The following is a 24,282-nucleotide window of genomic DNA, read 5'->3' on the forward strand; positions in this document are numbered from 1 at the left end:
TGCCCGACCGTTTCCGGTCAGAAGGTCAGCACCCCATCCGCCTTGAGCCAGCGGATGTCCCGCTGCGCCAAGCCCGCCACCTCCCGCCCCGCCAGCATCTCGATCTGGCTCATGATTTCTTCGGTCTCCGCCGGCTTGGTGTGGGTGATGTAGATCGGGTACTGCTTGCCCGGATCGATCTGCGCCAGCTCGTGCGCCAGGGCCACCGGCGACAGGTGCAGGCTGCGTTCGGCCAAAGCCTCCTCGCGGGAGCTGAAGGCCGTTTCGATGACCAGCATCGCCACGTCGATCGCGTTGATGCGCTCCCAGAACGGCGGGTTGCGTTCGGTGTCGCCGCTGAAGACCCAGTGGGCGCCGCCTTCCGCCCGGCGGATGGCGAAGCCGCAGGCCGGCACGGTGTGGACCGCCGGCAGCACCTCGATCAGCTTGGGAGCGTCGCTGCCCAGTTCGAGGCGTTGCCCGACCGTGATCTCGTGGAAGCTCACGAAGGGCGATTCGGGGCTGGGAATGCGTTCGAAATTCGGCCAGATGACGTTGTTGAACACATGCGCCCGCAGTGCGTCGATGGTGGCCGCCAGGGCATGCACGCGCAAGGGCCGGGTGCGGCGGCTGCCGACGGCGTCGAGCATCAGGGGCAGGGCGGCGATGTGGTCGAGGTGCGAGTGGGTGAGCACCACGTCGTCGATGGCGGCCATCTCGTCGAGGGTGAGGTCGCCGACGCCCGTGCCGGCGTCCACGAGCAGGTCCGCATCGACCAGGAACGAGGTGGTGCGGCAGTCCTTGGCGATGGCGCCCGAGCAACCCAGCACGCGAACCTGCATTGTGGAAGACCCCTTGTATGCGTCTGTCGTCATTTGGTGTCGAACCGGGTGGCGCCGTCCCAGTCCGGGTCCTGCGGGCGAAGCGCCATCGAGGCTAAACGCTGGGCGTAGAGCTGGTAAAGGACTTTTTTCGCATCCGCGGCGAGCAGGGGAGCCAGCAAGTTCCGGCCCAGCGCCCAATCCTGGCGGCGGTAGGCGGCGAGCACCTGGCTCCAGCGGTCGAGTTGCTGCCGTGTGTCCTGCGCCTCGGCCGCAGCTTCCGGCACGAGCGGGGTGTAGATGGCGACGGCCTGGGCCTTGCCCTTGACGCGCACGCTGTCGAGTTCCTGCCAGACGAAGCCGGGCGCCGCCTCGCGGGTGGTGCCGCTGGCCACGATCTCGACCCCGTAGTGTCCGCTCAGGCCCTCCAGCCGGGACGCGAGATTGACCGCGTCGCCGACCACGGTATAGCTGCGGCGCGCGGTCGAGCCCATGTCGCCGACGCTCATGAGGCCGCTGTTCAGGCCGATGCCCGCGCTGATTTCGGGGCGGCCGTTGGCGCGGTGCTGGCGGTTGATGTCATGCACGGCGGCCGCCATGTCGATCGCCGCCTGAACGGCGAGCGCGGCATGGCCGGGCGTGTCGATGGGTGCGCCCCAGAAGGCCATGACGCAGTCGCCCATGTATTTGTCGACGGTGCCGCGGTGTGCGCTGATCACCTCGGTGAGCCGGCTGAAGACGGTGTTCAGGAAGGCCTGCAGCTCGGCCGGCGCCATCTGCTCGGACAGCCGGGTGAAGTCGCGCATGTCGCAGAACATCACGGTCATTTCCTTGCTCTCGGCGCGCATGCTGTAGCGGCCGGGGCGCACGAGCATTTCGTCGACCAGCTGCGGCGGCACGTAGGTGCCGAAGAGCCGCACCAGCCCGCGCCGCGCGCGCGATTCGACGAAGTAGCCCCAGCTCATGTTGAGCGCGAAGGCCAGCGCCACCATGACGAGCGCCGACGCCAGCGGAAGCACGAGGCTGTGGCCGACGTAGAGCCAGGTGTTGAGGCCGACCAGCGCGGCGACCACGCCCGCGCCGAGCAGCACGGCGCGCGATGCGGACAGCAGCGACAGCCCGAACGCGAGCAGCAACCCCGCCGCCAGCACGGTCAGCACTTCATAACCCGGCGCGTAGTCGGGCACGGCCAGCAGGCGCCGGTCGAGCAAGCCCGAGACGATGTTGGCGTGCACTTCGACGCCCGGGAACGCGGCGCCGACCGGGGTGGCGCGCAGGTCCTGCAGGCCGGGCGCGGTGGCGCCGAGCAGCACGATCTTGTCCTTGAGTTCGCCCGGCGCCAGTCGGCCCTCGAGGACGTCGGCAGCGGCCACGTAGCGGAACGATCCTGCGCGCGGCCCGCCGGGGCCGCGAAACGGCACCTGCAAGCTGGCACTCTGGTCGACCGGGATGCGCAGCGACCCCAGCACCAGCGCCTGCAGGCGCGGAAAGTTGCCGTCGCCGGCCACGAGCGCCGGCCGCACAGGCGGCGAGCCGTTCGCCAGCCGGTACACCGCCAGCGCCAGCGACTCGTAGTGCCCGGGCGACGCATGCTCGCCTTCGTAGCGGGCGATGAGCGGCACGCTGCGGATCACGCCGTCGTCGCTGCCGTCACCGACAAGCGTGTTCAGGAACCCCGCGACCGGCGCCGCGCGCCCCAGCACCGGCAGACTGGCGCCGAAGCCGTTCCAGAGCGTGACGAAGGAGGCGTGGGGCGGAAAGGCGTCGGACGGCAGCACGGGCGTCGCCGGCAGCAGCCCCTTGGCGCTGGGCTGTTCGGTGCGGGTGAAGTAGTAGCCGAGCGCCACGGGCTGGCCGCGCAGGGCCTGGGCCAGTGTGGCGTCGTGGTCGAGGGTCGGCGCAAGCTGGTCGATTTCGGCAGCGAGGCCCGGCACGCCGCTCAATGGCCCGGCTGCGATCTCCTTCAAGCGCCCGAGGCCGGAGCTGCGATCGGGCTCGAGAAACATCACGTCGAAACCGAGCACGGCCACGTGCTGGCGGGCCAGCAGTTCTGTCGTGAGGCTGGCGATCTTGTCGCGCGGCCAGGGCCACTGGCCTTCGCGCGCCAGGCTGGCGTCGTCGACATCGACGATCACGACCCGCGTGTCGGGCGTGCCCGGCATGGTGGCGCGCAGGCGGGCGTCGTAGATCAGGTGGTCCAGGTGCTCGATCACGCCCAGCCGCCAGGCGCCGGTGGCATGGAGCAGCGCCAGCAGCACCGGCAGCAGCGTGATGGCGATGCGCGGCCAGTGCCGCCGCAATGCGCTCATGGCTGGTCAGCCTTGGACAACAAATGCCTGCCGGCGAGAAAACGGGGAGCGGAGCAGGGCGTCCGGGCCGGCTCAGATCCGGACGAACTGCATGCGCGAGGCGCCGCCGAGTTCGAGCACATCGCCTTCCTGCAGCGCGACGGCTTCGGCGCCCAGCGGGGCGCCGTTGAGCGTGACGCAGCCGACGACGGTGGCCGCCACGTAGCCCTGGCGGCGGCGGGTGACGACGGCCACGGCGACGCCGGGCTTGCCGATGGTGGTGACCACCTTCTGCAGCGGGACGTCCTGGCCTTCGTTGGCGCCCGAGAGCACGCGCAGCACGGGCACGCCCAGCTCGACCAGCGCGCCCGATTCGGTGGGTGCCGACGAGAGCGGCATCGGCGCCGAATACTCGGAGAGCGAGGCCCGCACGGAGCCGGGGCCGGCCATGAGGTTGCTGTGCGAGCGGAAATGGATGCGGCAGCCGCCGACCTCGATGACATCGTTGTCCTGGAGCGCCTGCTTCTGGACGGCCAGCGCATTGACGTAGGTGCCGTTGGTGCTGTTGAGATCTTCAATTTCGACTTCGCCGCCGCTCATGTGCAGCACGGCATGCTCGCCGCTGACGGCGAGATTGTCGATCACGATGTCGTTGTAGGCGCGCCGGCCCAACGTCGTGCGGTTCTTGGCGAGCGCCACTTGGCCGATGACGACGCCATCGACCGAAATGATCATCTTCGGCATGGCCGATTACTCCCCGTTTGCAAAGATCCAGCACCGTCAGGCGGCGCAAACGGTCCGCCGCCTGGGTTGGCTGCTACATGGCCCCGCGGGTCGCTTCGCTGACGCCCGCCTTGGCCAGAACAACTGAAATGTTATCCCGTCCGCCATTGTCGTTTGAAATTGCAACCAAAAGTGAGGCCATCTCCTTCAGCCCCAGATCACGGCTCAAAAGCGTGAAAAGCTGCGCATCCGGCACCATCTCGCTGAGCCCGTCGGAGCACAGCATGTACAGGTCGCCCGGCCTGGCGCTGTGCTCGTGCATCTCCAGCAACACCTGGGCTTCCACGCCCACGGCCCGCGTCACGAGGTTGCGGGTGGGGGAGTTCAGGGCCTCTTCGGGCGTGATGGCGCCCGCGTCGAGCTGCTGCTGGCGCAGCGAATGGTCGCGCGTGAGCTGCTCCAGCTTGTTGTTGCGCAGGCGGTAGCAGCGCGAATCGCCGATGTGGCCGACCACCACGCGCTGGGGGCGGAACGCCGCCAACACGAGGGTCGTGCCCATGCCCCGCAGTTCTTCGTGGGTGATGCCCGCCTGGAGGATGGCGCCGTTGGCCTCGTCGGTGGCCGCCTGCAGCGCACGCCGGACCACGCGGGCGGGCGCCTGCATGCCGGCCTGGGCGAACCAGCGGCCGAAGCTCGCATGCATCAGCGAAATGGCCATGGCACTGGCCACCTCGCCGCCCTTGTAGCCGCCCATGCCGTCGGCCAACAGCGCCAGGCCGAGGGCCGGGTCGACATGCACCGCGTCTTCGTTGTGGGCGCGCAGGCGCCCGACATCGGTCAGCGCCGCAAACTCCCAGCTCAGCGCCGGTCGACTGGAGAAAAGGGAAACGCCAACACCTGCCATCGTTTGTCAGCGCTCGCTTTTTAAGGGATCAGTGCGCAGCAGCGCGTGCGCGCCGTTGCAGGAAGCGGCCCAGGGCCACGACAAGCACCGCGCCGGCGATCGCGCCCACGTAGTGCATCCAGGGGTTGGCCGCCAGCGCCTCGTGCAGCGACACGTCGCTCACGATGGTCTCGCCGCCGACCCAGCCGATCAGCGCGGCGCCCAGCATGACGATGATCGGGAAGCGTTCCATGAGCTTGATCATGAGCGTGCTGCCGAAAATCACCAAGGGGATGCTGATGGCCAGGCCCAACACCAGCAGCACCATGCTGCCTTGCGCGGCGGCCGCCACGGCGATCACGTTGTCCAGGCTCATCACCAGGTCGGCCAGCAGGATGGTCCGCACGGCCGCGAACATGCTGCCGTATTCCTTGGAATCGCCGTCGCCTTCGTCTTCCTCGCTGAGCAGCTGCAGGCCGATCCACAACAGCAGGGCGCCGCCGATGATCTGCAGGTAGGGCAGCGCCAACAGCTTGGCCGCCACCACCGTCAGCACGATGCGCAGCACGACGGCCGCGCCCGAGCCGAACAGCACGGCTTTTTTCTGTTGCGCGGGCGGCAGCGATCGCGCCGCCATGGCGATGACGACGGCGTTGTCGCCCGAGAGGATGATGTTGATCCAGACGATCTTGATCAGACCGATCCAGAAGTCCGTGCTTTGAAGAAGTTCCATGTCTCTGATTCCACTGTGTTGTAGTTAAAAAAGCGCCCGCAACTCAATGCGGGCGCTTTTTCATTTCTGCGTGGTAATGCGAGCGGCGGGAATGCCGCCAGCGGTGGGTGTGCTTTTTACAGCTTGCCCTTGAGCAGCTTGGCCAGCTCCGAGAAGTTGCGCGTCACGGTGAAGCCGCACTCTTCCATGATGGCGAGCTTGGCTTCGGCCGTGTCGGCACCGCCCGAGATCAGCGCGCCGGCGTGGCCCATGCGCTTGCCGGGAGGGGCGGTGACACCGGCGATGAAGCCGACGACCGGCTTCTTCATGTTGTCCTTGCACCAGCGGGCTGCGTCAGCCTCGTCGGGGCCGCCGATTTCGCCGATCATGATGACGGCGTCGGTGTCCGGATCGTCATTGAAGGCCTTCATCACGTCGATGTGCTTCAGGCCGTTGATCGGGTCGCCGCCAATGCCGACTGCCGACGATTGGCCCAGGCCGATTTCCGTCAGTTGAGCCACGGCTTCGTACGTCAGCGTGCCCGAGCGCGAGACCACGCCGATGCGGCCCTTGCGGTGGATGTGGCCGGGCATGATGCCGATCTTGATTTCGTCGGGCGTGATCAGGCCGGGGCAGTTCGGGCCCAGCAGCAAGGTCTTCTTGCCGCCGGCCGCTTCCTTGGCCTTCATCTTGTTGCGCACTTCGAGCATGTCGCGAACCGGAATGCCTTCGGTGATGCAGATCGCCATGTCCAGGTCGGCTTCGACAGCTTCCCAGATGGCGGCCGCGGCGCCTGCCGGCGGCACGTAGATCACCGACACGGTGGCGCCGGTCTGCGTGGCGGCTTCCTTCACCGAACCGAAGATCGGGATGTTGAAGATCGACTCGCCGGCCTTCTTCGGGTTCACGCCGGCCACGAAGGCGTTCTTGCCGTTCGCGTATTCCTGGCACTTCTCGGTGTGGAACTGACCGGTCTTGCCGGTGATGCCTTGCGTGATGACTTTGGTGTCTTTGTTGATGTAGATCGACATGACTTGTTCCTTAGGCCTTCTTGACTGCTGCCACGACCTTCTGGGCCGCGTCCGCCATGGTGTCGGCGCTGATGATCGGCAGGCCCGACTCGGCCAGCAGCTTCTTGCCTTCGACTTCGTTGGTGCCCTTCATGCGCACGACCAGCGGCACTTGCAGGTTCACGGCCTTGCAGGCTGCGATCACGCCGGTGGCGATGGTGTCGCACTTCATGATGCCGCCGAAGATGTTCACGAGGATGGCTTCCACGTTCTTGTTCTTCAGCATGATCTTGAAGGCTTCCGTGACCTTCTCGGGGGTGGCACCGCCGCCCACGTCCAGGAAGTTGGCCGGCTCGCCGCCGAACAGCTTGATGGTGTCCATGGTGGCCATGGCCAGGCCGGCGCCGTTCACCAGGCAGCCGATGTTGCCGTCCAGCGAGATGTAGGCGAGGTCGAACTTCGAGGCTTCGACTTCGGCCGCGTCTTCTTCGTCCAGGTCGCGCAGGGCCACGATTTCGGGGTGGCGGAACAGCGCGTTGCTGTCGAAGTTGAACTTGGCGTCCAGGGCGACGACGTTGCCCTTGCTGTCACGGTTGAGCGGGTTGATCTCGACCAGCGAGGCGTCCGTCTCCATGTAGCAGGTGTAGAGCTTCTTCAGGATGTCGACCGTCTGGGCGGTCGAATCGGCCGGCATGCCGATGCCGTCGGCGATTTCCTTGGCTTGTGCGTCGGTCAGGCCGTCCTTGGGGTCGGCGTAGACCGTGATGATCTTCTCGGGGGTGGAATGGGCCACTTCCTCGATGTCCATGCCGCCTTCGCTCGAAGCGATGAACGCCACCTTCTGGGTGGCGCGGTCGGTCACGGCCGAAATGTAGTATTCCTTGTTGATGTCGGCGCCGTCTTCGATGTAGAGGCGACGCACCTTCTGGCCTTCAGGGCCGGTCTGGTGGGTCTTGAGCTGCATGCCGAGGATCTCGCCAGCCAGCTTCTTGACGTCTTCGATCGACTTGGCGACCTTGACGCCGCCGCCCTTGCCGCGGCCACCCGCGTGGATCTGGGCCTTGACGACCCAGACCGGGCCTCCAAGCTTCTGGGCGGCCTCGACCGCCTCCTGAACCGTATAGGCCGGGATGCCGCGCGGCACCGGCACGCCGAACTTGGCAAGGATTTCCTTGCCTTGGTACTCGTGAATCTTCATGAGGGATGTCTCTCGGAAGGAGGAGGTTGAGAACGGGAGATCGGGAGTGAGACTGTTGTTTCTGCTCTGTTGTTCGCGGGCGACGGCAGCCTGACGGCTGGGGGCGGCGAACAACCGCGGACTGTATCATGGTGCGCCGCACCAATACTTGATGCGCGGTTGCGGTCAATACGTACTTTCTTCTAGCCACCCTACGCATACTCCGATATGGCCAAGGTTTTCATCGACGGCGAAGCCGGCACCACCGGCCTGCAAATTCGCGAGCGGCTGCAAACGATGCCGCAGATCGAGCTCGTGAGCATCGCGCCCGAGTTGCGCAAGGACGTGGCCGCCAAGCGCGAGCTCATGGCCGGCGTCGACCTCGTGGTGCTGTGCCTGCACGACGACGCGGCACGCGAGTCGGTCGCGCTGATCGACCAGCTCCCGGGCAAGAAGCCCAAGATCATCGACGCCTCGACCGCCCACCGCATCGCGCCGGGCTGGGTCTTCGGCTTCCCCGAGCTCGTCGAAGGCCACTGGCAGGCCGTGGCCCAGGCCGACCGCGTCGGCAACCCCGGCTGCTACGCCACCGGCGCCATCGCCATGGTGCGCCCGCTGGTCGACGCGGGCCTGCTGCCGGCCGACTTCCCCGTGTCGCTGCCTTCGGTGAGCGGCTACTCCGGCGGCGGCCGCACGATGATCGAGGACTACGAGGCCGGCAAGGCGCCGCTGTTCGAGACCTACGCGCTGGGCCTGAAGCACAAGCACATCCCCGAAATCATGACCTACACCGGCCTCACGCGCCGCCCGGTCTTCATTCCGTCGGTGGGCAACTTCAAGCAGGGCATGCTGGTCCAGCTGCCGCTGCACCTCGACCTGCTGCCCGGCAAGCCCAAGGCCGGCGACCTGCAGGACGCCCTGGCCGCGCACTACGCCCGGAGCAACACGCCCGAGCAGTTCGTGAAGGTGCTGCCGCCGACCGAGAACGGCAAGCTCGACGCGCTGGCGCTCAACGACACCAACCAGCTGGAAATCCGCGTGTTCCCGAACGAGGACCACCGCCACGCCGTGGTGATCGCGCGCCTGGACAACCTGGGCAAGGGCGCCAGCGGCGCCGCGGTGCAGAACCTCAAGCTGATGCTGGCGCTCTGAGCCACGTCAAGCACTGATAAGAGAAAGGCCGGCCCGCAAGGACCGGCCTTTTTTGCTTTCAGTCGGCCCGCATCGTGCCCGTGTCGCGGTAGCGCACGTGCCACGAGAAAGCCTCTTCCAGCCGGTGCGGCGTGTGGCCGCCGCAGGTCGCGACGGCGCGCGCGTGGTAGTCCTGCAGCATCGCGCGGTACGGCTCGGCCGCGCAGTTCGCGATGATCGCCGCCGCCCGTTCGCGCGGCGCCAGCCCGCGCAGGTCGGCCAGGCCCACCTCGGTGACCAGGATGTCGACGTCCTGCGGCGCATGGTCCACGTGCGACACCATCGGCACGATGCTCGACACCGCGCCCTGCTTGGCGACCGACTTGGTCGCGAAGATCGACAGGTAGGCGTTGCGCGCGAAGTCGCCCGAGCCGCCGATGCCGTTCATCATGTGCGTGCCCAGCACGTGGGTCGAATTGACGTTGCCGTAGATGTCGGCCTCCAGCGCCGTGTTCAGCGCAATGATGCCCAGGCGCCGGATGATCTCCGGGTGGTTGCTCACCTCCTGCGGCCGCAGCACCAGCCGGTCCTTGTAGCGCTCCAGGTCGCCGAACACCTGCCGCGCCTTCGCGGGCGACAGCGTGATCGACGAGCCCGAGGCGAAGTCCAGCTTGCCGGCGTCGAACAGGTCGAAGGTCGAGTCCTGCAGCACCTCCGAGTACATCGTGAGGTGCTCGAACGGCCCGGCGCCCAGCCCCGACATCACCGCGTTGGCGACCGTGCCGATGCCGGCCTGCAGCGGCAGCAGCCGCTCGGTGAGCCGGCCCTGCGCCACCTCGCGCTCGAAGAAGGCCACCAGGTGCGCCGCGATGGCCGCGGTCTCGGCGTCCGCCGGCAGCACGGTGGAGGTGCTGTCGGCCTTGTCGGTGATGACGATGCCCAGGATCTTCTCGGGCGGGATCTCGATGGCGCTGGTGCCGATGCGGTCGTGCGGCGCCACCAGCGGCATCGGCTCGCGCTGCGGGCGGTGCTTGGGAATGAAGATGTCGTGCAGCCCTTCGAGCGCGGTCGACTGCGAGGTGTTGATCTCGACGATCACCTTGTCGGCCAGGATCGCGAAGCTCGCGCTGTTGCCGATCGAGGTGCTCGGCACGAGCGCGCCGGTCTCGGTGATGGCCACGGCCTCGATGATCGCGATGTCGATCGGCGGAATCTGCCGCGTGCGCAGCATCTCGACCGTTTCCGACAGGTGGTGGTCGATGAACATCACCTCGCCGCGGTTGATCGCCTGGCGCAGCACGGTGTCGACCTGGAACGGCATGCGCCGGCTGATGGCGCCGGCCTCGGTCAGCTGGCGGTCCACGTCGCCGCCGAGCGAGGCGCCGGTCATCAGCGTGATCTTCATCGGCTCGCGGCGTGCGCGGGCTGCGAGTGCCAGCGGCACGGCCTTGGCGTCGCCGGCGCGCGTGAACCCGCTCATGCCGACCACCATGCCGTCGCGAATCCATTCGGCGGCGGCCTCCGCGGTGGTGATCTTGCTGCGCAGGGCGGGCAGGCGGATGCGGTCTTCGTGCGACATGGAGGGAAAGCGTCTTTCTTTCGGGAAGGGGGAAGCCGGCACCGCGCGCGCGGCGGGTGTCAGCGCAGGAAGTAGTCGACCGGCACCAGCGGCGCCGGCGCCGGGGCGCCCACCGACTGGCACAGGTCGATCTCGAGCGTGCGGCACAGGGCCTCGAGCGGCAGGTCGTTCGACTCGGTGCCGAAGGGCTCCTCGATCTCGTCGCCGAGCGCGTCCAGGCCGAAGAAGGTGTAGGCCACGATCAGCACCACCACCGGCGTCATGAACCCGACCGAGTCCACCAGCCCGAAGGGCAGCAGGTAGCAGTACAGGTACGCCGTGCGGTGCAGCAGCAGCGTGTACGAGAAGGGAATGGGCGTGCTGAGGATGCGCTCGCACGACGCGGCCGCCGCGCTCAGCGCCGACAGCGTGCCGTCGACACCCGCCGCCAGGGCCGGGTCGATGCGCCGCGCGCGCAGCGCCTCGCGCAGGTCGGCGCCCATGTGCATCAGCAGCGCATGCGGCCGGTTGGCGACCTGCGTCAGGCCCTGCCACTCCGCCTCGCGCAGGAAGGGCTTGGTGTCGCTGGCGGCGTCGGTGCCGCGCAGCTGGTGGCGCAGCGCATGGGCGAAGGCCGCGGCGCGCAAGGTCATGCGCACGCGCAGGTCGTCCAGGCGGCGGACGGTGTCGGCGCTGGCGCTGGCGTTCACCGGCGCATCGCCCTCGATGAGGCTCTGGCACTGGCGCGCCAGGTTGCGCGAACGCAGGATCACCTCGCCCCAGAGCTTGCGCGCCTCCCAGAAGCGGTCGTAGGCCGCGGTGTTGCGAAAGCCCAGGAAGATCGCCAGCGGCAGGCCGAGCAGCGCGAAGGGCACGGTGCCCAGCGGAATCTTGATGGAGCCGAAGCGCCCGTGCAGCACCGTGACGACGATGGCCACGATCACGTTGAGCGTCAGCGCCGCAGCGATGCGCGGCAGGACGGAGCCCCGCCAGGACAGAAACAGCTTGAGCCCGGACGGGCGTTTCCGGACGATCATGAAAGCGGGGGGCAGGGGAGACAGGCAGGCATGGAGGCCGCGCACACCGCAAGGCCCGCGCGGGCGCTGATTGTCGCCGAGGCGTCAGCGCGAGGGCGGCGGGCCGCCCCAAGACCGACGAAGACGGTCGGGCTCAGCGCACGAGCCACAGCCCTATGCCCAAGAGGACGGCCTGCGCCACCAGCGCGATGTAGAAGAGCTTGCGCGAGGGCGTCGACATCTCCTGCAGCACCTCGTGGATGCGGCGCGTGAGCAGGGCGCGCAAGGCGGGGTCTTCGCCCGTCGCCGGCGTCGTCGCACCGTGCGCGGCACGCTCCTGCTGCCACTCGGCCAGCATGTCGCTCAGGGGCAGGCGGCCCAGCACGAAGCCGACCACCGCGCGCACGGCCCGGCCTTCGCCGAGCACCGGCGCGAGCTGCTGGCACAGGGCGTCGGGCGAGAGCCAGTCGGCCACGCGCTGCAAGCCGCCGTGGGTGCGCGGCATGGCTTCGATGCGGCCCGCGATGGCGTCGCCCAGCCGCTGCGACACGGCCTCGCCGCGCGCCGCGACCAGGTGCTGCATCGCGCGGGCGCGGCCCCGCTGCACGCCGAGCAGGAAGTACACGCCGACGAACAGCGACAGCAGCACGGCCACCAGCAGCGGCGGCGACATGAGCAGCGCCAGGATGGCGCCCGCGCCACCGGCCCGCGCCGCCGGGATGCCCGGACCCTGCAGCTGGCTCAGGTAGTAGAAGAACACGCCGCCGCCGAGGAACAGGCCGATCAGCGCGCCCTTGATGGCCGAGCCGGCGAAGGCGAAGCCGGCCTTGGCGCCGGTGCGAACGAGGGACTGCGGGTGGGCGGGTGGCGACGACATGAAGGGTTCCTCCGGTTTTTCTGGAAAGCCGCCTCCTGGGAGGCCGGTCGCTGGCGATCATGCCACCGCCTTCCCGCACCATAATCGCGCGACACAACAACGAGGAGGATCGTCATGGGAACCGTCAAGTTTCAGAAACCGACCGGCGCATTCGTCGCCGCATCCTGGGCCGCGCTGATCATCGGCGCCATCGTGTACCTGCTCGGGCTGTGGAATGCCGCGATGCAGCTCAACGAGAAGGGCTACTACTTCACCATCCTCATGTACGGCCTGTTCTCGGCCGTGTCGCTGCAAAAGACGGTGCGCGACCGGCTCGAGGGCATCTCGGTCACCGGCATCTACTTCGGCCTGTGCTGGGTCTCGCTGCTGCTGTCGGTGGGCCTGCTGGCCGTGGGCCTGTTCAACGCCTCGCTGGCCGCGAGCGAGAAGGGCTTCTACGCCATGGCCTTCCTGCTGAGCCTGTTCGGCGCGGTGGCGGTGCAGAAGAACGTGCGCGACATCGCCGCGTACAAGGCCGAGAACCCGCTGGCCGACGACGTCACGGCCACCGAGTAAGCCAGGCCGGGCTCAGCCCGCCTCGAGCAGGCGGCGCAGGGCCTGCAGGTCGCGCGCGATCCATCCGGCGTCGCGCGCAAAGGCCGCATCGTCCATGTGCGGCTGGCGCAGCAGCGTGAACTGCAGCTCGCACACGCCGGGCGCCACGCCGATCACGCGAAACGGCAGGTAGACCTCGGGCACGCCTTCGGGCGCCACCCAGTGGTCGAGCACGCCCAGGTCGTTGGGCGCCGCAAAGCGCATGCGGGCCTCGCCGCTTTCGGGCGTGCGCACGATCCAGTGGTCGCCGTGCGGCACCAGCGCACTCTTCGCGAGGCCGCTGGCCCAGTCGAGCAGCCGCTTCGGATCGGACGCGAGCGCATAGGCGTCGCGCCATTCGCACTGCACGCGCTGCGTGATGACGCGGGACAAGGCCGCGTCGCCTTCATTCGCCGTTGGGGTCGTCGCTTGGGTCATCGAAGTCGCTCCTGAGCACCTTGGACACGACGGCGCCCGAGAAACCGCGCGCCATCAGGAATCGCATCTGTTTCGCGCGCTCCTTCGCATCGGCGGGCGGCGCGTCGAAGCGGCGGCGCCACAGGGCCGTGGCGCGCTCGACTTCGGTCTCCTGCAAGCCAGCCACCGCCTGCGCGATGGCTTCGGGCGCGATGCCCTTGGCCTGCAGTTCCTGCTTCACGCGCAGCGCGCCCGAACGGGCGGCGCGCTGGTGCAGCACCGAGGCGACGACGCGCGGCTCGCTGATGAAATCCTTGGCGGCCAGCTCGTCGAGCGCCTTCGCCAGCGTGCCGGGCTCTTCCTCGTGCTTGGCCAGCTTGCGCTCCAGCTCCGCGCGCGAATGCTCGCGCTGGCTCAGGAGGCGCAGGGCGCGGCCTTTGAGGGAGGGGGCACTGAAGGCCATTCGGGGGTGGTGGGTCGCTCAGGCGGCCCACGCAACACGCGAAGGCCGCTCCGTCTCACTTACTCCGCAGCCTTGTCGGCCTTCGATGCCTTGGCGGGCTTCTCGGCCTTCTCGGGTTCGGAGCCGGCGTCGGCCGCGAGCAGCGGAATGCCCAGCGACTCGCGCACCTTGTTCTCGATTTCGCGCGACAGGTCGGGGTTCTCGCGCAGGAACTCGCGGGCGTTGTCACGGCCCTGGCCGATCTTCTCGCCGTTGTAGGCGTACCAGGCACCCGACTTGTCGATGATCTTGGCGTTCACGCCCATGTCGATGATCTCGCCCTCGCGGCTGATGCCTTCGCCGAACAGGATGTCGAACTCGGCCGTCTTGAACGGCGGGCTGACCTTGTTCTTCACCACCTTCACCTTGGTTTCGTTGCCGATGGCTTCGTCGCCCTTCTTGATGGTGCCGATGCGGCGGATGTCCAGGCGCACCGAGGCGTAGAACTTCAGCGCATTGCCGCCGGTGGTGGTTTCGGGCGAGCCGAACATCACGCCGATCTTCATGCGGATCTGGTTGATGAAGATGACCATGCAGTTGGTCTTCTTGATCGTGGCCGTGAGCTTGCGCAGCGCCTGGCTCATCAGGCGGGCCTGCAGGCCGGGCAGCGAGTCGCCCATTTCGCCTTCGATTTCGGCCTTGGGCGTGAGCGCGGCGACCGAGTCGACCACGATCAGGTCGACGGCGCCCGAGCGCACCAGCGAGTCGACGATTTCGAGTGCCTGCTCGCCGGTGTCGGGCTGGCTGATCAGCAGGTCGGACAGGTTCACGCCGAGCTTCTGGGCGTACTGCACGTCGAGCGCATGCTCGGCGTCGACGAAGGCGCAGGTGCCGGCCTGCTTCTGCATGGAGGCGATCACCTGCAGCGTGAGCGTGGTCTTGCCCGAGGATTCCGGGCCGTAGATTTCAACGACGCGGCCACGGGGCAGGCCGCCGACGCCCAGCGCGATGTCCAGGCCCAGCGAGCCGGTGGAGACCACCTGGATGTCTTCCAGCGCCTCGCCTTCGCCCAGGCGCATGATCGTGCCCTTGCCGAACTGCTTTTCGATCTGGGCCAGCGCGGCCTGCAGGGCCTTGGCCTTTTCACTGTTGGCGACCGAGATGCTTGCGCCCTTGACGACTGCGTCCATGTGGAAATCTCCTTGAATATCAACGGTTTGTGTCGGGATTCATCCATCTGCTTTTAACCACAGGCTGGATGCTTGAACAGTAGTGTAGGGGCTCATGGCGTTTCGCAAACCCACTTTAAAGTCAGTTTGCCTTACCATCTGAGGCCATGGCCGACCCCGCCTTTCCCACCGATCCCGACGCCTGGCGCCAGACCCACCTGGGCCGCCTGCTGGGCCATGCGATGCGCCGCTTCGACGAGCGTGTGCTGGCGCTCATGGCGCACGACATCGACGTGCCGCTGGCGCTGTCCAACCTCGCGGCGCGCGCGCAGGTGAGCGCGGCGCACATCCACATCACGCGGCACCTGGCGCGCGAGGGTTCGCGCCTGACCGAGCTGGCCGAGCGCGCCGGCATGACCAAGCAGGCCATGGGCACGCTGGTCGACCAGTGCGAGGCCTGGGGGCTGGTCACGCGCGGGCCCGATCCGCTCGACGCGCGCGCGCGGCGCGTGCTGTTCACGGCCGACGGGCTGGCCTGGCTCGACGCCTTCCGCCGCGCCGTGACGCAGACCGAGCGCGAGTTCCGCGCCAGCGTGGGCGACGAGATCGCCACCGTGGTAACCATCGGACTCGAAGCCTATACAGCGGGCTAGACTCGCGTTGAGACAAATGTGAACTGCGCCGGCATGGCGCCTGAATCCGCCGGAGGTGGCTCATGCGAATACTGATTGCCGAAGACGACCAGGTGCTGGCCGATGCCCTGCTGCGCAGCCTGCGCACCTCGGGCGCGGCGGTCGATCATGTGGCCAACGGCTCGCAGGCCGACACCGCGCTCATGACCCACAGCGAGTTCGACCTGCTGATCCTCGACCTCGGGCTACCCAGCCTGCACGGCATCGAGATCCTCAAGCGCCTGCGCGCACGCGGCTCGCAGCTGCCGGTGCTGGTGCTCACGGCGGCCGACAGCGTGGAAGAGCGCGTCAAGGGCCTGGACCACGGCGCCGACGACTACATGGCCAAGCCCTTCAGCCTGCAGGAGCTCGAGGCGCGCGTGCGCGCCCTCACGCGGCGCGGCATGGGCGCCACCAGCAACGCGATCCGCCACGGCCCGCTGGTCTACGACCAGGCCGGCCGCGTGGCGACCATCGACGGCAAGATGATCGAGCTGTCGGCGCGCGAACTGGGCCTGCTCGAGGTGCTGCTGCAGCGCGCCGGCCGGCTGGTCAGCAAGGACCAGCTGGTGGACCGGCTGTGCGAATGGGGCGAAGAGGTGAGCATCAACGCCATCGAGGTCTACATCCACCGCCTGCGCAAGAAGATCGAGAAGGGACCGGTGCGCATCGCGACGGTGCGCGGGCTAGGCTACTGCCTCGAGAAGATTCCCGGTTGAGCGTGCCCCGCCCGCGCGAAATGCCGTCAGGGCTGCTTGCGCAGGTTGACGAGCAGCGTGGCGCCGGTGTTCGAACGGATCAGGAACATGAGGCTGCGGAAGTAGCCGTTGCTGTCGTACACGCCCGCCGGCACCAGCCCGATGATGGCCGGCCCGGCATAGCTGCCGGTGGCGGCGGGGGTGAGCTTGCAGTCGTTGGTGCTGGCCGTGGCGGTATTCACGGCCTTCAGCGTGAGGCTGTACATGTTCTTGGCCGAGCCGGGCTGCGCCAGGGCGACAGTACCCGAGAGCGTGCACTGGCCGATCTGCACGCCGCTCGTGCTACCGGTGAACACGCCCTGGCCGTCGACCTGCACCGTCACGCCCAGGCTCGGGCTGCTGTCGGTGTTGGACCACGTGCCGGTCATGCTCGCCTGCGACACCGCCAGCGCGTTCTCGATCGTGTAGGCCAGCGGGCCGACATCGGACGGCCTGCGGTTGTCGTAGGCGTAGGTGCCATCCACCGACTTCTTCGGCGCGAAGGTGCCCGAGCCCGTCACCGGATATGCGTTGGGCGGAACATACAACTCGGTGTCCGGGTTGAACGACCAGTCGAGCCCCGTGACCTTCAGCGAACCCCACATCGTGCCCCCGAGGAAGCTGCCCGCCAACGAACCGTTGGTGCCGACGAAGGCAATGCCTCGCACGCCCGCGTAGATGCCTTCGCTGTCATTGCCCACCGCGGCGGTGGAGCCGGACTGCGGCGCGCTCAGCGAGGGCGACGGCTCGGAGCCCGGCACGGCGGCGCGGTTCTCGGCCGGTGCGGGCGCGGGCGCCGGGGCCGGGGAGGGCGCAGGGGCGGGCGCCGGAACCGGTGCGATCGGCAGCATCGGCATGCCACCGCCGCCTCCGCCACCTCCACCGCCGCATGCAGTCACACCCACGCTGGCGGCCAACACGGTCGCGGCCATCCAGAGCGGCTTGGGGCAGCCGCCCACGGTCTTTTGCTTCATGATTTCTCCCTGATGTTTTTGAATTGCAGAAACTGCACGTCAAGGCTACAACCAGTCACACCTTGTCAATGAAACGTCACACCTGCGAATCGCAGTACTAGTTCACGCTCGCCCGCGTTCTTTCGTCTTGCCAGGAACTCCCTTGAAGCTCTTCCAGCGCGCCCAGCGCTCCCTGTTCGGCGAGATCCTCGACTGGATGCTCACGCCGCTGCTGCTGCTCGTGCCGGTGAGCATCGGCGTGACGTGGCTGGTGGCGCAGGGCATCGCCAACGCACCCTTCGACCGCGCGCTGGAGCACAACGTGAAGGTGCTGGCCGAGCTGGTCACGGTGAAGCAGGGGCAGACGCACTTCGTGCTGTCGCAATCGGCGCGCGAGATCCTGCGTGCCGACGACGCCGGCCACATCTACTACCAATTGCTCGACGGCCACGGCACGCTGCTGCACGGCGAGCGCGACCTGCCGCAGCCCAACGTGGACGACCCGCCCGGCACCAACGTGGTCCTGCTGCACAACAGCACGGTGCACGGCCAGCCGGTGCGCGTGGCCTCGCTGTGGATTCCCAGCGGCAGCGAAGAAGTGCCGCCGTCGCTGCTGCAGCTGGCCGAGACGCGCGAGAAGCAGGCGGTGCTCGCCACCGAAATCATCAAGGGCGTGCTGCTGCCGCAGTTCGCGATCCTGCCGCTGGCGGTGCTGCTGATCTGGCTGGCGCTGGTGCGCGGCATCAAGCCGCTGTCGGTGGTCGAGGCGCGCATCCGCGAGCGCCGCCCCGGCGACCTGAGCCCGCTCGACGAGTCCTCGGTGCCGCTCGAGGTGGTGCCGCTGGTGTCGTCGGTGAACGAGCTGCTCGACAAGCTCAACGACTCCATCTTCACGCAGAAGCGCTTCCTGGCCGATGCCGCCCACCAGCTGAAGACCCCGCTCGCGGGCCTGCGCATGCAGGCCGACCTGGCGCAGCGCGAGGGCGCCAATGCCGACGAGCTCAAGCAGTCGCTCAAGCAGATCGGCCGCGCCAGTGTGCGCGCCACCCACACCGTGAACCAGCTGCTGTCGCTGGCGCGCGCCGAGGGCACCAGCGCCATGACGCACTGCCAGCCCTGCGACCTCGCGCGGCTGACCATCGAGGTGGTGCGCGAGGCCGTGCCGCGCGCGATCGAGAAGCGCATCGACCTGGGCTACGACGGCGTCCAGGCCGGCGCGCCCGGCGTGATGGTCGACGGCAACCCGACGCTGCTGAAAGAGCTGGTGCGCAACCTGGTCGACAACGCGCTCAACTACACGCCCTCGACGCCCGAGCGCCCCGGCGTGGTCACGGCGCGCGTGCTGGCCGACCCCTTCGGCCACGTGCAGCTGGTGCAGGTGGAAGACAACGGCCCCGGCATCGCCGAGGCCGACCGCGAGCTGGTGTTCGAGCCCTTCTACCGCGTGCTCGGCAACGAGGCCGACGGCTCCGGGCTGGGCCTGCCGATCGTGCGCGAGATCGCCAACCAGCACCGCGCGCGGGTCAAGCTCGAAGACGCGCACCCCGGCAAGCACCCGCCGGGCGCGCTCTTCACCGTGCGCTTCGAGGAGGCCCCGTCGGAATGAATCCGCTCGACAAGCTGCGCCAACGCTTCCTGGAAATCCGCCTCGACACCGACGTGTCGGACATGTTCGACTTCGGCGCCGATCTGCTGGAACAGGATTCAGCCGAGGCGCTCGCCTTCCACTACACGCTGCTGCACGACACCGGCATGGACAGCGAGCTCTACGACTGGCTGTGCCGCAAGTTCGGCGAGCGCGGCGACGAAGCCGAAGACCACCTGCTCGCGCAGTTCGACCGCGAGCCCGACCCGGCCATGCAGGCCACGGTGCTGCAGCTGCTCGGCGGCTTCAAGTACCGCAAGGGCCGCCGGCTGAAAGAGACCGCGGCCCTCGCGCGCGCCGCGCTCGCGTCACCGCACGGCGACCTGCGCTGCAAGGGGTTGTGGGTGATCGGCTGGCTCGGCGGCACGACGGACATCGCCAAGGTGGTGCCGCTGCTCGCGCACGACGTCGTCGCCACGAACCGCCGATGGGCCGCGAGCGCGCTGATGCAGATCGTGTTCAACCGCCGCAGCGCTGCGCCCAAGGCGCTCGAGCCCTTGCGCCAGGCGCTCGACACCGAGACCGATCCGGCCGTGCTGGGCGGCATCCTGGTCGCGGTGCAGGAGATCGCGGGCAAGAAGTTCGGCCTGAGTTCCAGCTCACACGAGCCGCCGTCCGAAGAGAAACTGCAAACCGCGCTGGCCAAGGCGCGGCGCATGTTCGCGCGCGCTGCCGCCGCCTGATCAACTCAGGGCGCGGGCGTGCCCGAAGGCTTGGCTTCCTTGCGGATCTGCACCCACTCGGGGTGGATCTGCCGCGCCATGCGCTGCGGCTCGCGCTCGTCGAGCGCCGCGGGCGCAAGCCCGAAGCCGGCCAGGTCGCCGCGCGTCCACAGCCAGTAGCCCGCGTTGGCGGCGAGCAGGGCGATGAGGACCAGGCGCAGCTTCATGCCCTCGCTCAGAAAGACATGCCGCGCGGGCGCACGCTCACTTCGTCGCTCGAGATCAGTTGCAGGCCGGCGTCGGTGCGCACCTGCAGCTCGCCGCCCCAGGCCACGCCTTCGCACAGGCCGGCGGTGCCGTCGCTGAGCGTCACCTCGCGCCCGCGCAGCACGTCGCGCGCCGCGAAGCGTTCGGCAAAGGGCGCGAAGCCCTGCGCCTCGAAGGCAAGCACGCTGCGCACCAGCGGCTCGGCCAGCGACAGCAGCACCTCGGGCGCGGACGCGTCGGGCTGCCACTGGCGCAGCCAGGCCGGCGGCGTGCGCATGCCGTCGCCCTCGCGCGGGCCGATGTTGATGCCGATGCCGACCACGAGGTAGCGCGCGGCATCGGGCCGGGCCGTCTGCGGCATCGCCGTCTCGATGAGGATGCCGACCAGCTTGCGGTCGTTCACCCAGATGTCGTTGGGCCACTTCAGGCCGACCTGGTGCGCGCCCGTCGGGTCGAGGCTCTCGGCCACGCTCACGCCCACGGCCAGCGACAGGCCCGACCAGTCGGCCGGCGCCAGCGGCATGCCGAGCGAAAAGGTGAGGGAGGCGGGCGCCTCGGGCTGCTGCGCGCTCTGCCACGGGCGGCCGAGGCGACCGCGCCCCGCCGTCTGGCGCTCGGCCACGAGGAGCACGGGGTCGGTGCGGCCGGCGCGCGCGCGGCGCATCAGCTCGGTGTTGGTGGAATCGATTTCGGCCACGGCCTCGACCGCGAAGCCGGGCAGCAGCGGCGCGACCGTCGCGGCGATCCGGTCTTCGAACCAGGCGCTGGCCGGCGTCGTGGCCATCGTCAGTCTCCGGCGGCGGCCGGGGCGTCGCCCTTGGACTTCTTCTTGCCGCCGGCCTTTTTCTTGTCGGCCTTCTTGTCCGCTTTTTTCTTCTCGGCTTTCTTTTCAGCCTTCTTCGCTTCCTTGGCCTCGGCCTTCTTCTTCTCGGCCTTTTTCTTGGCCTTCTTCTTTTTCTTCTTGTCTTTTTCCTCGTCCTCGTCCTTGGGCGTCAGCAGCGTGCCGCGGCACATCTCGGAGCCGCACCAGCACGGGAACTCGGACAACAGCTTCTCGGTGTACGGCTCGTCGATGATCAGGCCGTAGTCGTAGTTCAGTTCCTCGCCGGCGGCGATGTTTCTCAGGGCCTTGATATAAACGCGCCCATCGACTTCGTCGGCCTCGCAGTTCGGCTCGCACGAGTGATTGATCCAGCGCGCGTCGTTGCCCTTCACATTGCCGTCGATCACGCGGCCGTCGTCGATGTGGAAGTAGAAGGTGTGGTTCGGCTGGGTCGGGTCGTGCGGATGGCGGCGCAGCGCCTCTTTCCAGCTGATGACCTCGCCCTTGTATTCGATCAGCGTTTCACCTTCGGCCAGGTCCTGCAGGGCGAACACGCCGTTGCCATGGACGTCCGATCGGCGCATCTGGATGCGCCGGCCACCGGAGCGCGTGGCGCCGGAACGCGCCTCCGGCTCGGTCACGGGGGCGGCTTCCTTGTCGCGGCCGGCGGAAAGTGGGGATTTGGAAGGCATCGCCGAAGTCTGTTAGGTTGAATATGCACACATGCGTGTGCGCGCGTGCGCACGCGGAAGCCGCAGAGTATAGAGAGCCCTCAGATGACAAAGACTTTGGTAATCGCAGAAAAGCCGTCGGTGGCCCAGGACATCGTCCGGGCCCTCACGCCGGTGGCCGGCAAGTTCGACAAACATGACGAGCATTTCGAGAACGACACCTACGTCGTGACCAGCGCCGTGGGCCACCTGGTCGAGATCCAGGCCCCGGAGGAATTCGACGTCAAGCGCGGCAAGTGGAGCTTCGCCAACCTGCCGGTGATCCCGCCGCACTTCGACCTCAAGCCGGTCGACAAGACCAAGACGCGCCTGAACGCCGTGGTCAAGCAGGCCAAGCGCAAGGACGTGACGCAGCTCATCAACGCCTGCGACGCGGGCCGCGAGGGCGAGCTGATCTTCCGCCTCATCGAGCAGTACGCCGGCGGCAAGAGCCCGCTGGGCAAGCCGGTGAAGCGCCTCTGGCTGCAGTCGATGACGCCGCAGGCGATCCGCGACGGCTTCGACGCGCTGCGCACCGAAAAGCAGATGCAGGGCCTGGCCGACGCCGCGCGCTCGCGCTCCGAAGCCGACTGGCTGGTGGGCATCAACGGCACGCGCGCCATGACGGCATTCAATTCGCGTGACGGCGGCTTCTTCCTCACGACCGTGGGCCGCGTGCAGACGCCGACGCTGTCCGTCGTCGTGGAGCGCGAGGAGCAGATCCGCAAGTTCGTCTCGCGCGAGTACTGGGAAATCCACGGCAGCTTCGCGGCCGAGGCCGGCCAGTACCCCGGCAAGTGGTTCAACCCCGACTGGAAGAAAGCCAACGCGCCGCTGCTGGCCAACGGCGAACCCGATGCCGAGCAGCGCGCCGACCGCGTGTGGTCCGAGCAGGAAGCCCGCGCCATCGCCGACGCTTCGCGCGGCAAGCCCGCCACGGTCACCGAAGAGAGCAAGCCCACCACGCAGGCCTCGCCCGCGCTGTTCGACCTGACCTCGCTGCAGCGCGAGGCCAACGGCCGCTTCGGCTTCAGTGCCAAGACCACGCTGGCGCTGGCGCAGAGCCTGTACGAACGCCACAAGGCGCTGACCTACCCGCGTACCGATTCGCGCGCGCTACCGGAAGACTATCTGCCGGTGGTCAAGCAGACCATGGAGATGCTCGCCGGCAGCGGCATGAAGCACCTGGCGCCGTTCGCCCAGCAGGCGGTCGACGGCAACTACGTCAAGCCCAACAAGCGCATCTTCGACAACGCCAAGGTGTCGGATCACTTCGCCATCATCCCGACGCTGCAGGCCCCCAGCGGCCTGAGCGAAGCCGAGCAGAAGCTGTACGACTTCGTGGTGCGCCGCTTCCTGTCGGTGTTCTTCCCGAGCGCCGAGCACCAGGTGACCACGCGCATCAGCACGGTGGAGCAGGGCGGCAAGAAGTACCCCTTCCGCACCGACGGCAAGGTGCTGGTCAAGCCGGGCTGGCTCGCCATCTACGGCAAGGAAGCCCAGGACGACGAGAAGGAAGACGACAAGGACGGCAAGCGCCTCGTGCCGGTGAAGCCGGGCGAGATCGTGCAGAACGAGTCGGCCGACCTCAAGGGCCTGAAGACGCGCCCGCCCGCACGCTATTCGGAAGCCACGCTGCTGGGCGCCATGGAAGGCGCCGGCAAGACCATCGACGACGACGAGCTGCGCGAGGCCATGCAGGAAAAAGGCCTGGGCACGCCAGCCACGCGCGCGGCCACCATCGAAGGGCTGATCGCCGAGAAGTACATGCTGCGCGAAGGCCGCGAGCTCATCCCGACCGCCAAGGCCTTCCAGCTCATGACGCTCTTGCGCGGCCTGGGCGTGGAAGAACTGTCCAAGGCCGAGCTCACGGGCGAGTGGGAGTACAAGCTCGCGCAGATGGAGAAGGGCGCGCTGAGCCGCGACGCCTTCATGCGCGAGATCGCCGAGATGACGGAGCACATCGTCAAGAAGGCCAAGGAGTACGACCGCGACACCGTGCCGGGCGACTACGCCACGCTCGCCACGCCCTGCCCCAACTGCGGCGGCGTGGTGAAGGAGAACTACCGCCGCTACGGCTGCACCGGCAAGAGCGGCACGGGCGAAGACGCCTGCGGCTTCTCGTTCGGCAAGTCGCCGGCCGGGCGCACCTTCGAGGTGGCCGAGGCCGAGCAGCTGCTGGCCAACAAGCACATCGGCCCGCTCGAGGGCTTCCGCTCCAAGGCGGGCTGGCCCTTCACGGCCGAGATCATCCTCAAGTACGACGGGGAAGAAGCCAAGAACTGGAAGCTCGAGTTCGACTTCGGCGACGACAAGAACGAAGACAGCGGCGAGATCGTCGACTTCAGCCAGCAGGACACCGTGGGCCCGTGCCCGGTCTGCGGCGCACCGGTGTTCGATCACGGCAGCAACTACGTCTGCGAGAAGTCGGTGCCGACGAACGAGCAGCCGACCCCCAGCTGCACCTTCAAGACCGGCAAGATCATCCTGCAGCAGCCGGTCGAGCGCGACCAGATGGAAAAGCTGCTCGCCACCGGCAAGACCGACCTGCTCGACAAGTTCGTGTCGATGCGCACGCGCCGCGCCTTCAAGGCCTTCCTCACGTGGAACGCCGACGAAGGCAAGGTGACCTTCGAGTTCGCGCCGCGCGAAGGCGGCAGCAAGTTCCCGCCGCGCAAAACCTTCGGCAAGCCGGCCGCCAAGACCGCGGCGGCCAAGAAGGTGGCGGCGAAGAAGACGCCCGCCGCCAAGAAGGCACCGGCCGAGAAGAAGGCAGCCAAGCCGCGCAAGCCGGGCGCGGGCCTCAAGCCCAGCGACTCGCTGGCCGCGGTGATCGGCGCCGAACCGGTGGCGCGCACCGAGGTCATCAAGAAGCTGTGGGACTACATCAAGGCCAACAACCTGCAGGATGCGACCAACAAGCGCGCGATCAACGCCGACGCCAAGCTCAAGCCGGTGTTCGGCAAGGACCAGGTGACGATGTTCGAACTCGCGGGCATCGTGGGCAAGCACCTCTCGGCGCCCGACGCGGCCTGACG

General features: G+C 68.1%; 24 protein-coding genes. 7 read left to right on the forward strand and 17 right to left on the reverse strand.

Going from position 1 to position 24,282, the window contains the following annotated elements:
• Nucleotides 1-17 precede the first annotated feature (17 nt).
• The 7 genes from AC07OX_RS13100 to sucC form a co-directional block, all read right to left on the reverse strand.
• Nucleotides 18-821: a 3',5'-cyclic-nucleotide phosphodiesterase gene (locus AC07OX_RS13100; RefSeq protein ID WP_495261341.1), complete on the reverse strand. Its 804-nt coding sequence runs from the start codon at nucleotides 819-821 to the stop codon at nucleotides 18-20.
• Nucleotides 822-850: 29 nt separating this feature from the next.
• Nucleotides 851-3,109 (reverse strand): CHASE2 domain-containing protein, encoded by a 2,259-nt coding sequence (locus AC07OX_RS13105; protein ID WP_495261340.1) that lies wholly within the window; start codon nucleotides 3,107-3,109, stop codon nucleotides 851-853.
• Between the two features lie 72 nt (nucleotides 3,110-3,181).
• Nucleotides 3,182-3,832, reverse strand: coding sequence for an FHA domain-containing protein (locus tag AC07OX_RS13110; protein WP_495261339.1), 651 nt, complete (start codon nucleotides 3,830-3,832; stop codon nucleotides 3,182-3,184).
• A gap of 73 nt (nucleotides 3,833-3,905) precedes the next feature.
• The gene (locus tag AC07OX_RS13115) at nucleotides 3,906-4,715 is read right to left on the reverse strand and encodes a Stp1/IreP family PP2C-type Ser/Thr phosphatase (RefSeq protein ID WP_070063289.1); all 810 of its coding nucleotides are present in this window, start codon (nucleotides 4,713-4,715) and stop codon (nucleotides 3,906-3,908) included.
• 28 nt (nucleotides 4,716-4,743) lie between these two features.
• A complete protein-coding gene (locus AC07OX_RS13120) occupies nucleotides 4,744-5,427 on the reverse strand; it encodes a TerC family protein (RefSeq protein ID WP_487847654.1) in 684 nt (227 codons plus the stop codon).
• Between the two features lie 116 nt (nucleotides 5,428-5,543).
• Nucleotides 5,544-6,437 carry a succinate--CoA ligase subunit alpha gene (sucD, locus tag AC07OX_RS13125; protein ID WP_056575184.1) on the reverse strand — a complete coding sequence of 298 codons (894 nt, stop codon included), beginning with the start codon at nucleotides 6,435-6,437 and terminating at the stop codon, nucleotides 5,544-5,546.
• A gap of 10 nt (nucleotides 6,438-6,447) precedes the next feature.
• Complete coding sequence (gene sucC / locus AC07OX_RS13130) at nucleotides 6,448-7,614, reverse strand: ADP-forming succinate--CoA ligase subunit beta (RefSeq protein WP_062475330.1); 1,167 nt, start codon at nucleotides 7,612-7,614, stop codon at nucleotides 6,448-6,450.
• Nucleotides 7,615-7,821: 207 nt separating this feature from the next.
• Between sucC and argC the strand changes: the two genes are divergently transcribed.
• Nucleotides 7,822-8,745, forward strand: a complete 924-nt coding sequence (gene argC, locus AC07OX_RS13135; RefSeq protein ID WP_495261338.1) for an N-acetyl-gamma-glutamyl-phosphate reductase — start codon at nucleotides 7,822-7,824, stop codon at nucleotides 8,743-8,745.
• Nucleotides 8,746-8,803: 58 nt separating this feature from the next.
• Here the strand turns inward: argC and scpC are convergent, their stop codons facing one another.
• The 3 genes from scpC to AC07OX_RS13150 all read right to left on the reverse strand — a co-directional run bounded on the left by scpC (nucleotide 8,804) and on the right by AC07OX_RS13150 (nucleotide 12,175).
• Nucleotides 8,804-10,303, reverse strand: coding sequence for a succinyl-CoA:acetate CoA-transferase ScpC (gene scpC / locus AC07OX_RS13140; RefSeq protein WP_495261337.1), 1,500 nt, complete (start codon nucleotides 10,301-10,303; stop codon nucleotides 8,804-8,806).
• A gap of 59 nt (nucleotides 10,304-10,362) precedes the next feature.
• Complete coding sequence (locus tag AC07OX_RS13145) at nucleotides 10,363-11,319, reverse strand: bestrophin family protein (protein WP_495261336.1); 957 nt, start codon at nucleotides 11,317-11,319, stop codon at nucleotides 10,363-10,365.
• 133 nt (nucleotides 11,320-11,452) lie between these two features.
• Complete coding sequence (locus AC07OX_RS13150) at nucleotides 11,453-12,175, reverse strand: hypothetical protein (protein WP_495261335.1); 723 nt, start codon at nucleotides 12,173-12,175, stop codon at nucleotides 11,453-11,455.
• Between the two features lie 114 nt (nucleotides 12,176-12,289).
• On the opposite strand from AC07OX_RS13150, the gene yiaA reads away from it, so the two are divergent.
• Complete coding sequence (gene yiaA, locus AC07OX_RS13155; RefSeq protein WP_062482786.1) at nucleotides 12,290-12,730, forward strand: inner membrane protein YiaA; 441 nt, start codon at nucleotides 12,290-12,292, stop codon at nucleotides 12,728-12,730.
• A 12-nt stretch (nucleotides 12,731-12,742) separates the two neighbouring features.
• Here yiaA and AC07OX_RS13160 read toward each other — a convergent pair whose 3' ends face one another.
• The 3 genes from AC07OX_RS13160 to recA are packed head-to-tail and all read right to left on the reverse strand — an operon-like array spanning nucleotide 12,743 to nucleotide 14,797.
• On the reverse strand, nucleotides 12,743-13,141 hold the full coding sequence (locus AC07OX_RS13160) for an SRPBCC family protein (RefSeq protein WP_495261334.1): 399 nt from the start codon (nucleotides 13,139-13,141) through the stop codon (nucleotides 12,743-12,745).
• A 13-nt stretch (nucleotides 13,142-13,154) separates the two neighbouring features.
• Nucleotides 13,155-13,628, reverse strand: coding sequence for a recombination regulator RecX (recX, locus tag AC07OX_RS13165; protein WP_095747317.1), 474 nt, complete (start codon nucleotides 13,626-13,628; stop codon nucleotides 13,155-13,157).
• A gap of 59 nt (nucleotides 13,629-13,687) precedes the next feature.
• The gene (gene recA, locus AC07OX_RS13170; RefSeq protein ID WP_062482792.1) at nucleotides 13,688-14,797 is read right to left on the reverse strand and encodes a recombinase RecA; all 1,110 of its coding nucleotides are present in this window, start codon (nucleotides 14,795-14,797) and stop codon (nucleotides 13,688-13,690) included.
• 146 nt (nucleotides 14,798-14,943) lie between these two features.
• Between recA and AC07OX_RS13175 the strand changes: the two genes are divergently transcribed.
• Nucleotides 14,944-15,429, forward strand: coding sequence for a MarR family winged helix-turn-helix transcriptional regulator (locus tag AC07OX_RS13175; protein ID WP_062482795.1), 486 nt, complete (start codon nucleotides 14,944-14,946; stop codon nucleotides 15,427-15,429).
• A 62-nt stretch (nucleotides 15,430-15,491) separates the two neighbouring features.
• On the forward strand, nucleotides 15,492-16,166 hold the full coding sequence (locus AC07OX_RS13180) for a response regulator transcription factor (protein WP_056575150.1): 675 nt from the start codon (nucleotides 15,492-15,494) through the stop codon (nucleotides 16,164-16,166).
• A gap of 26 nt (nucleotides 16,167-16,192) precedes the next feature.
• On the opposite strand, the gene AC07OX_RS13185 is transcribed toward AC07OX_RS13180, so the two are convergent.
• On the reverse strand, nucleotides 16,193-17,158 hold the full coding sequence (locus AC07OX_RS13185; protein ID WP_495261333.1) for a hypothetical protein: 966 nt from the start codon (nucleotides 17,156-17,158) through the stop codon (nucleotides 16,193-16,195).
• Between the two features lie 142 nt (nucleotides 17,159-17,300).
• Here AC07OX_RS13185 and AC07OX_RS13190 point away from each other — a divergent pair, with 142 nt between their 5' ends.
• Both AC07OX_RS13190 and AC07OX_RS13195 read left to right on the forward strand, forming a co-directional pair.
• Complete coding sequence (locus AC07OX_RS13190) at nucleotides 17,301-18,743, forward strand: sensor histidine kinase (protein ID WP_062480377.1); 1,443 nt, start codon at nucleotides 17,301-17,303, stop codon at nucleotides 18,741-18,743.
• Entirely contained in the window at nucleotides 18,740-19,465 is a 726-nt protein-coding gene (locus tag AC07OX_RS13195; protein ID WP_495261332.1) for a HEAT repeat domain-containing protein, read from the forward strand. Before AC07OX_RS13190 ends, AC07OX_RS13195 begins: the two co-directional genes overlap by 4 nt.
• A gap of 5 nt (nucleotides 19,466-19,470) precedes the next feature.
• Here the strand turns inward: AC07OX_RS13195 and AC07OX_RS13200 are convergent, their stop codons facing one another.
• The 3 genes from AC07OX_RS13200 to AC07OX_RS13210 are packed head-to-tail and all read right to left on the reverse strand — an operon-like array spanning nucleotide 19,471 to nucleotide 21,226.
• Complete coding sequence (locus AC07OX_RS13200) at nucleotides 19,471-19,671, reverse strand: sporulation protein (RefSeq protein WP_159274165.1); 201 nt, start codon at nucleotides 19,669-19,671, stop codon at nucleotides 19,471-19,473.
• Nucleotides 19,672-19,679: 8 nt separating this feature from the next.
• On the reverse strand, nucleotides 19,680-20,495 hold the full coding sequence (locus AC07OX_RS13205; RefSeq protein ID WP_139705115.1) for a biotin--[acetyl-CoA-carboxylase] ligase: 816 nt from the start codon (nucleotides 20,493-20,495) through the stop codon (nucleotides 19,680-19,682).
• 2 nt (nucleotides 20,496-20,497) lie between these two features.
• Nucleotides 20,498-21,226 (reverse strand): SET domain-containing protein, encoded by a 729-nt coding sequence (locus AC07OX_RS13210; RefSeq protein ID WP_495261331.1) that lies wholly within the window; start codon nucleotides 21,224-21,226, stop codon nucleotides 20,498-20,500.
• 84 nt (nucleotides 21,227-21,310) lie between these two features.
• Here AC07OX_RS13210 and AC07OX_RS13215 point away from each other — a divergent pair, with 84 nt between their 5' ends.
• Nucleotides 21,311-24,280 (forward strand): DNA topoisomerase III, encoded by a 2,970-nt coding sequence (locus AC07OX_RS13215; RefSeq protein ID WP_495261330.1) that lies wholly within the window; start codon nucleotides 21,311-21,313, stop codon nucleotides 24,278-24,280.
• Nucleotides 24,281-24,282: the final 2 nt, after the last annotated feature.

Source organism: Variovorax sp. GW821-FHT09D07, from assembly GCF_059416345.1.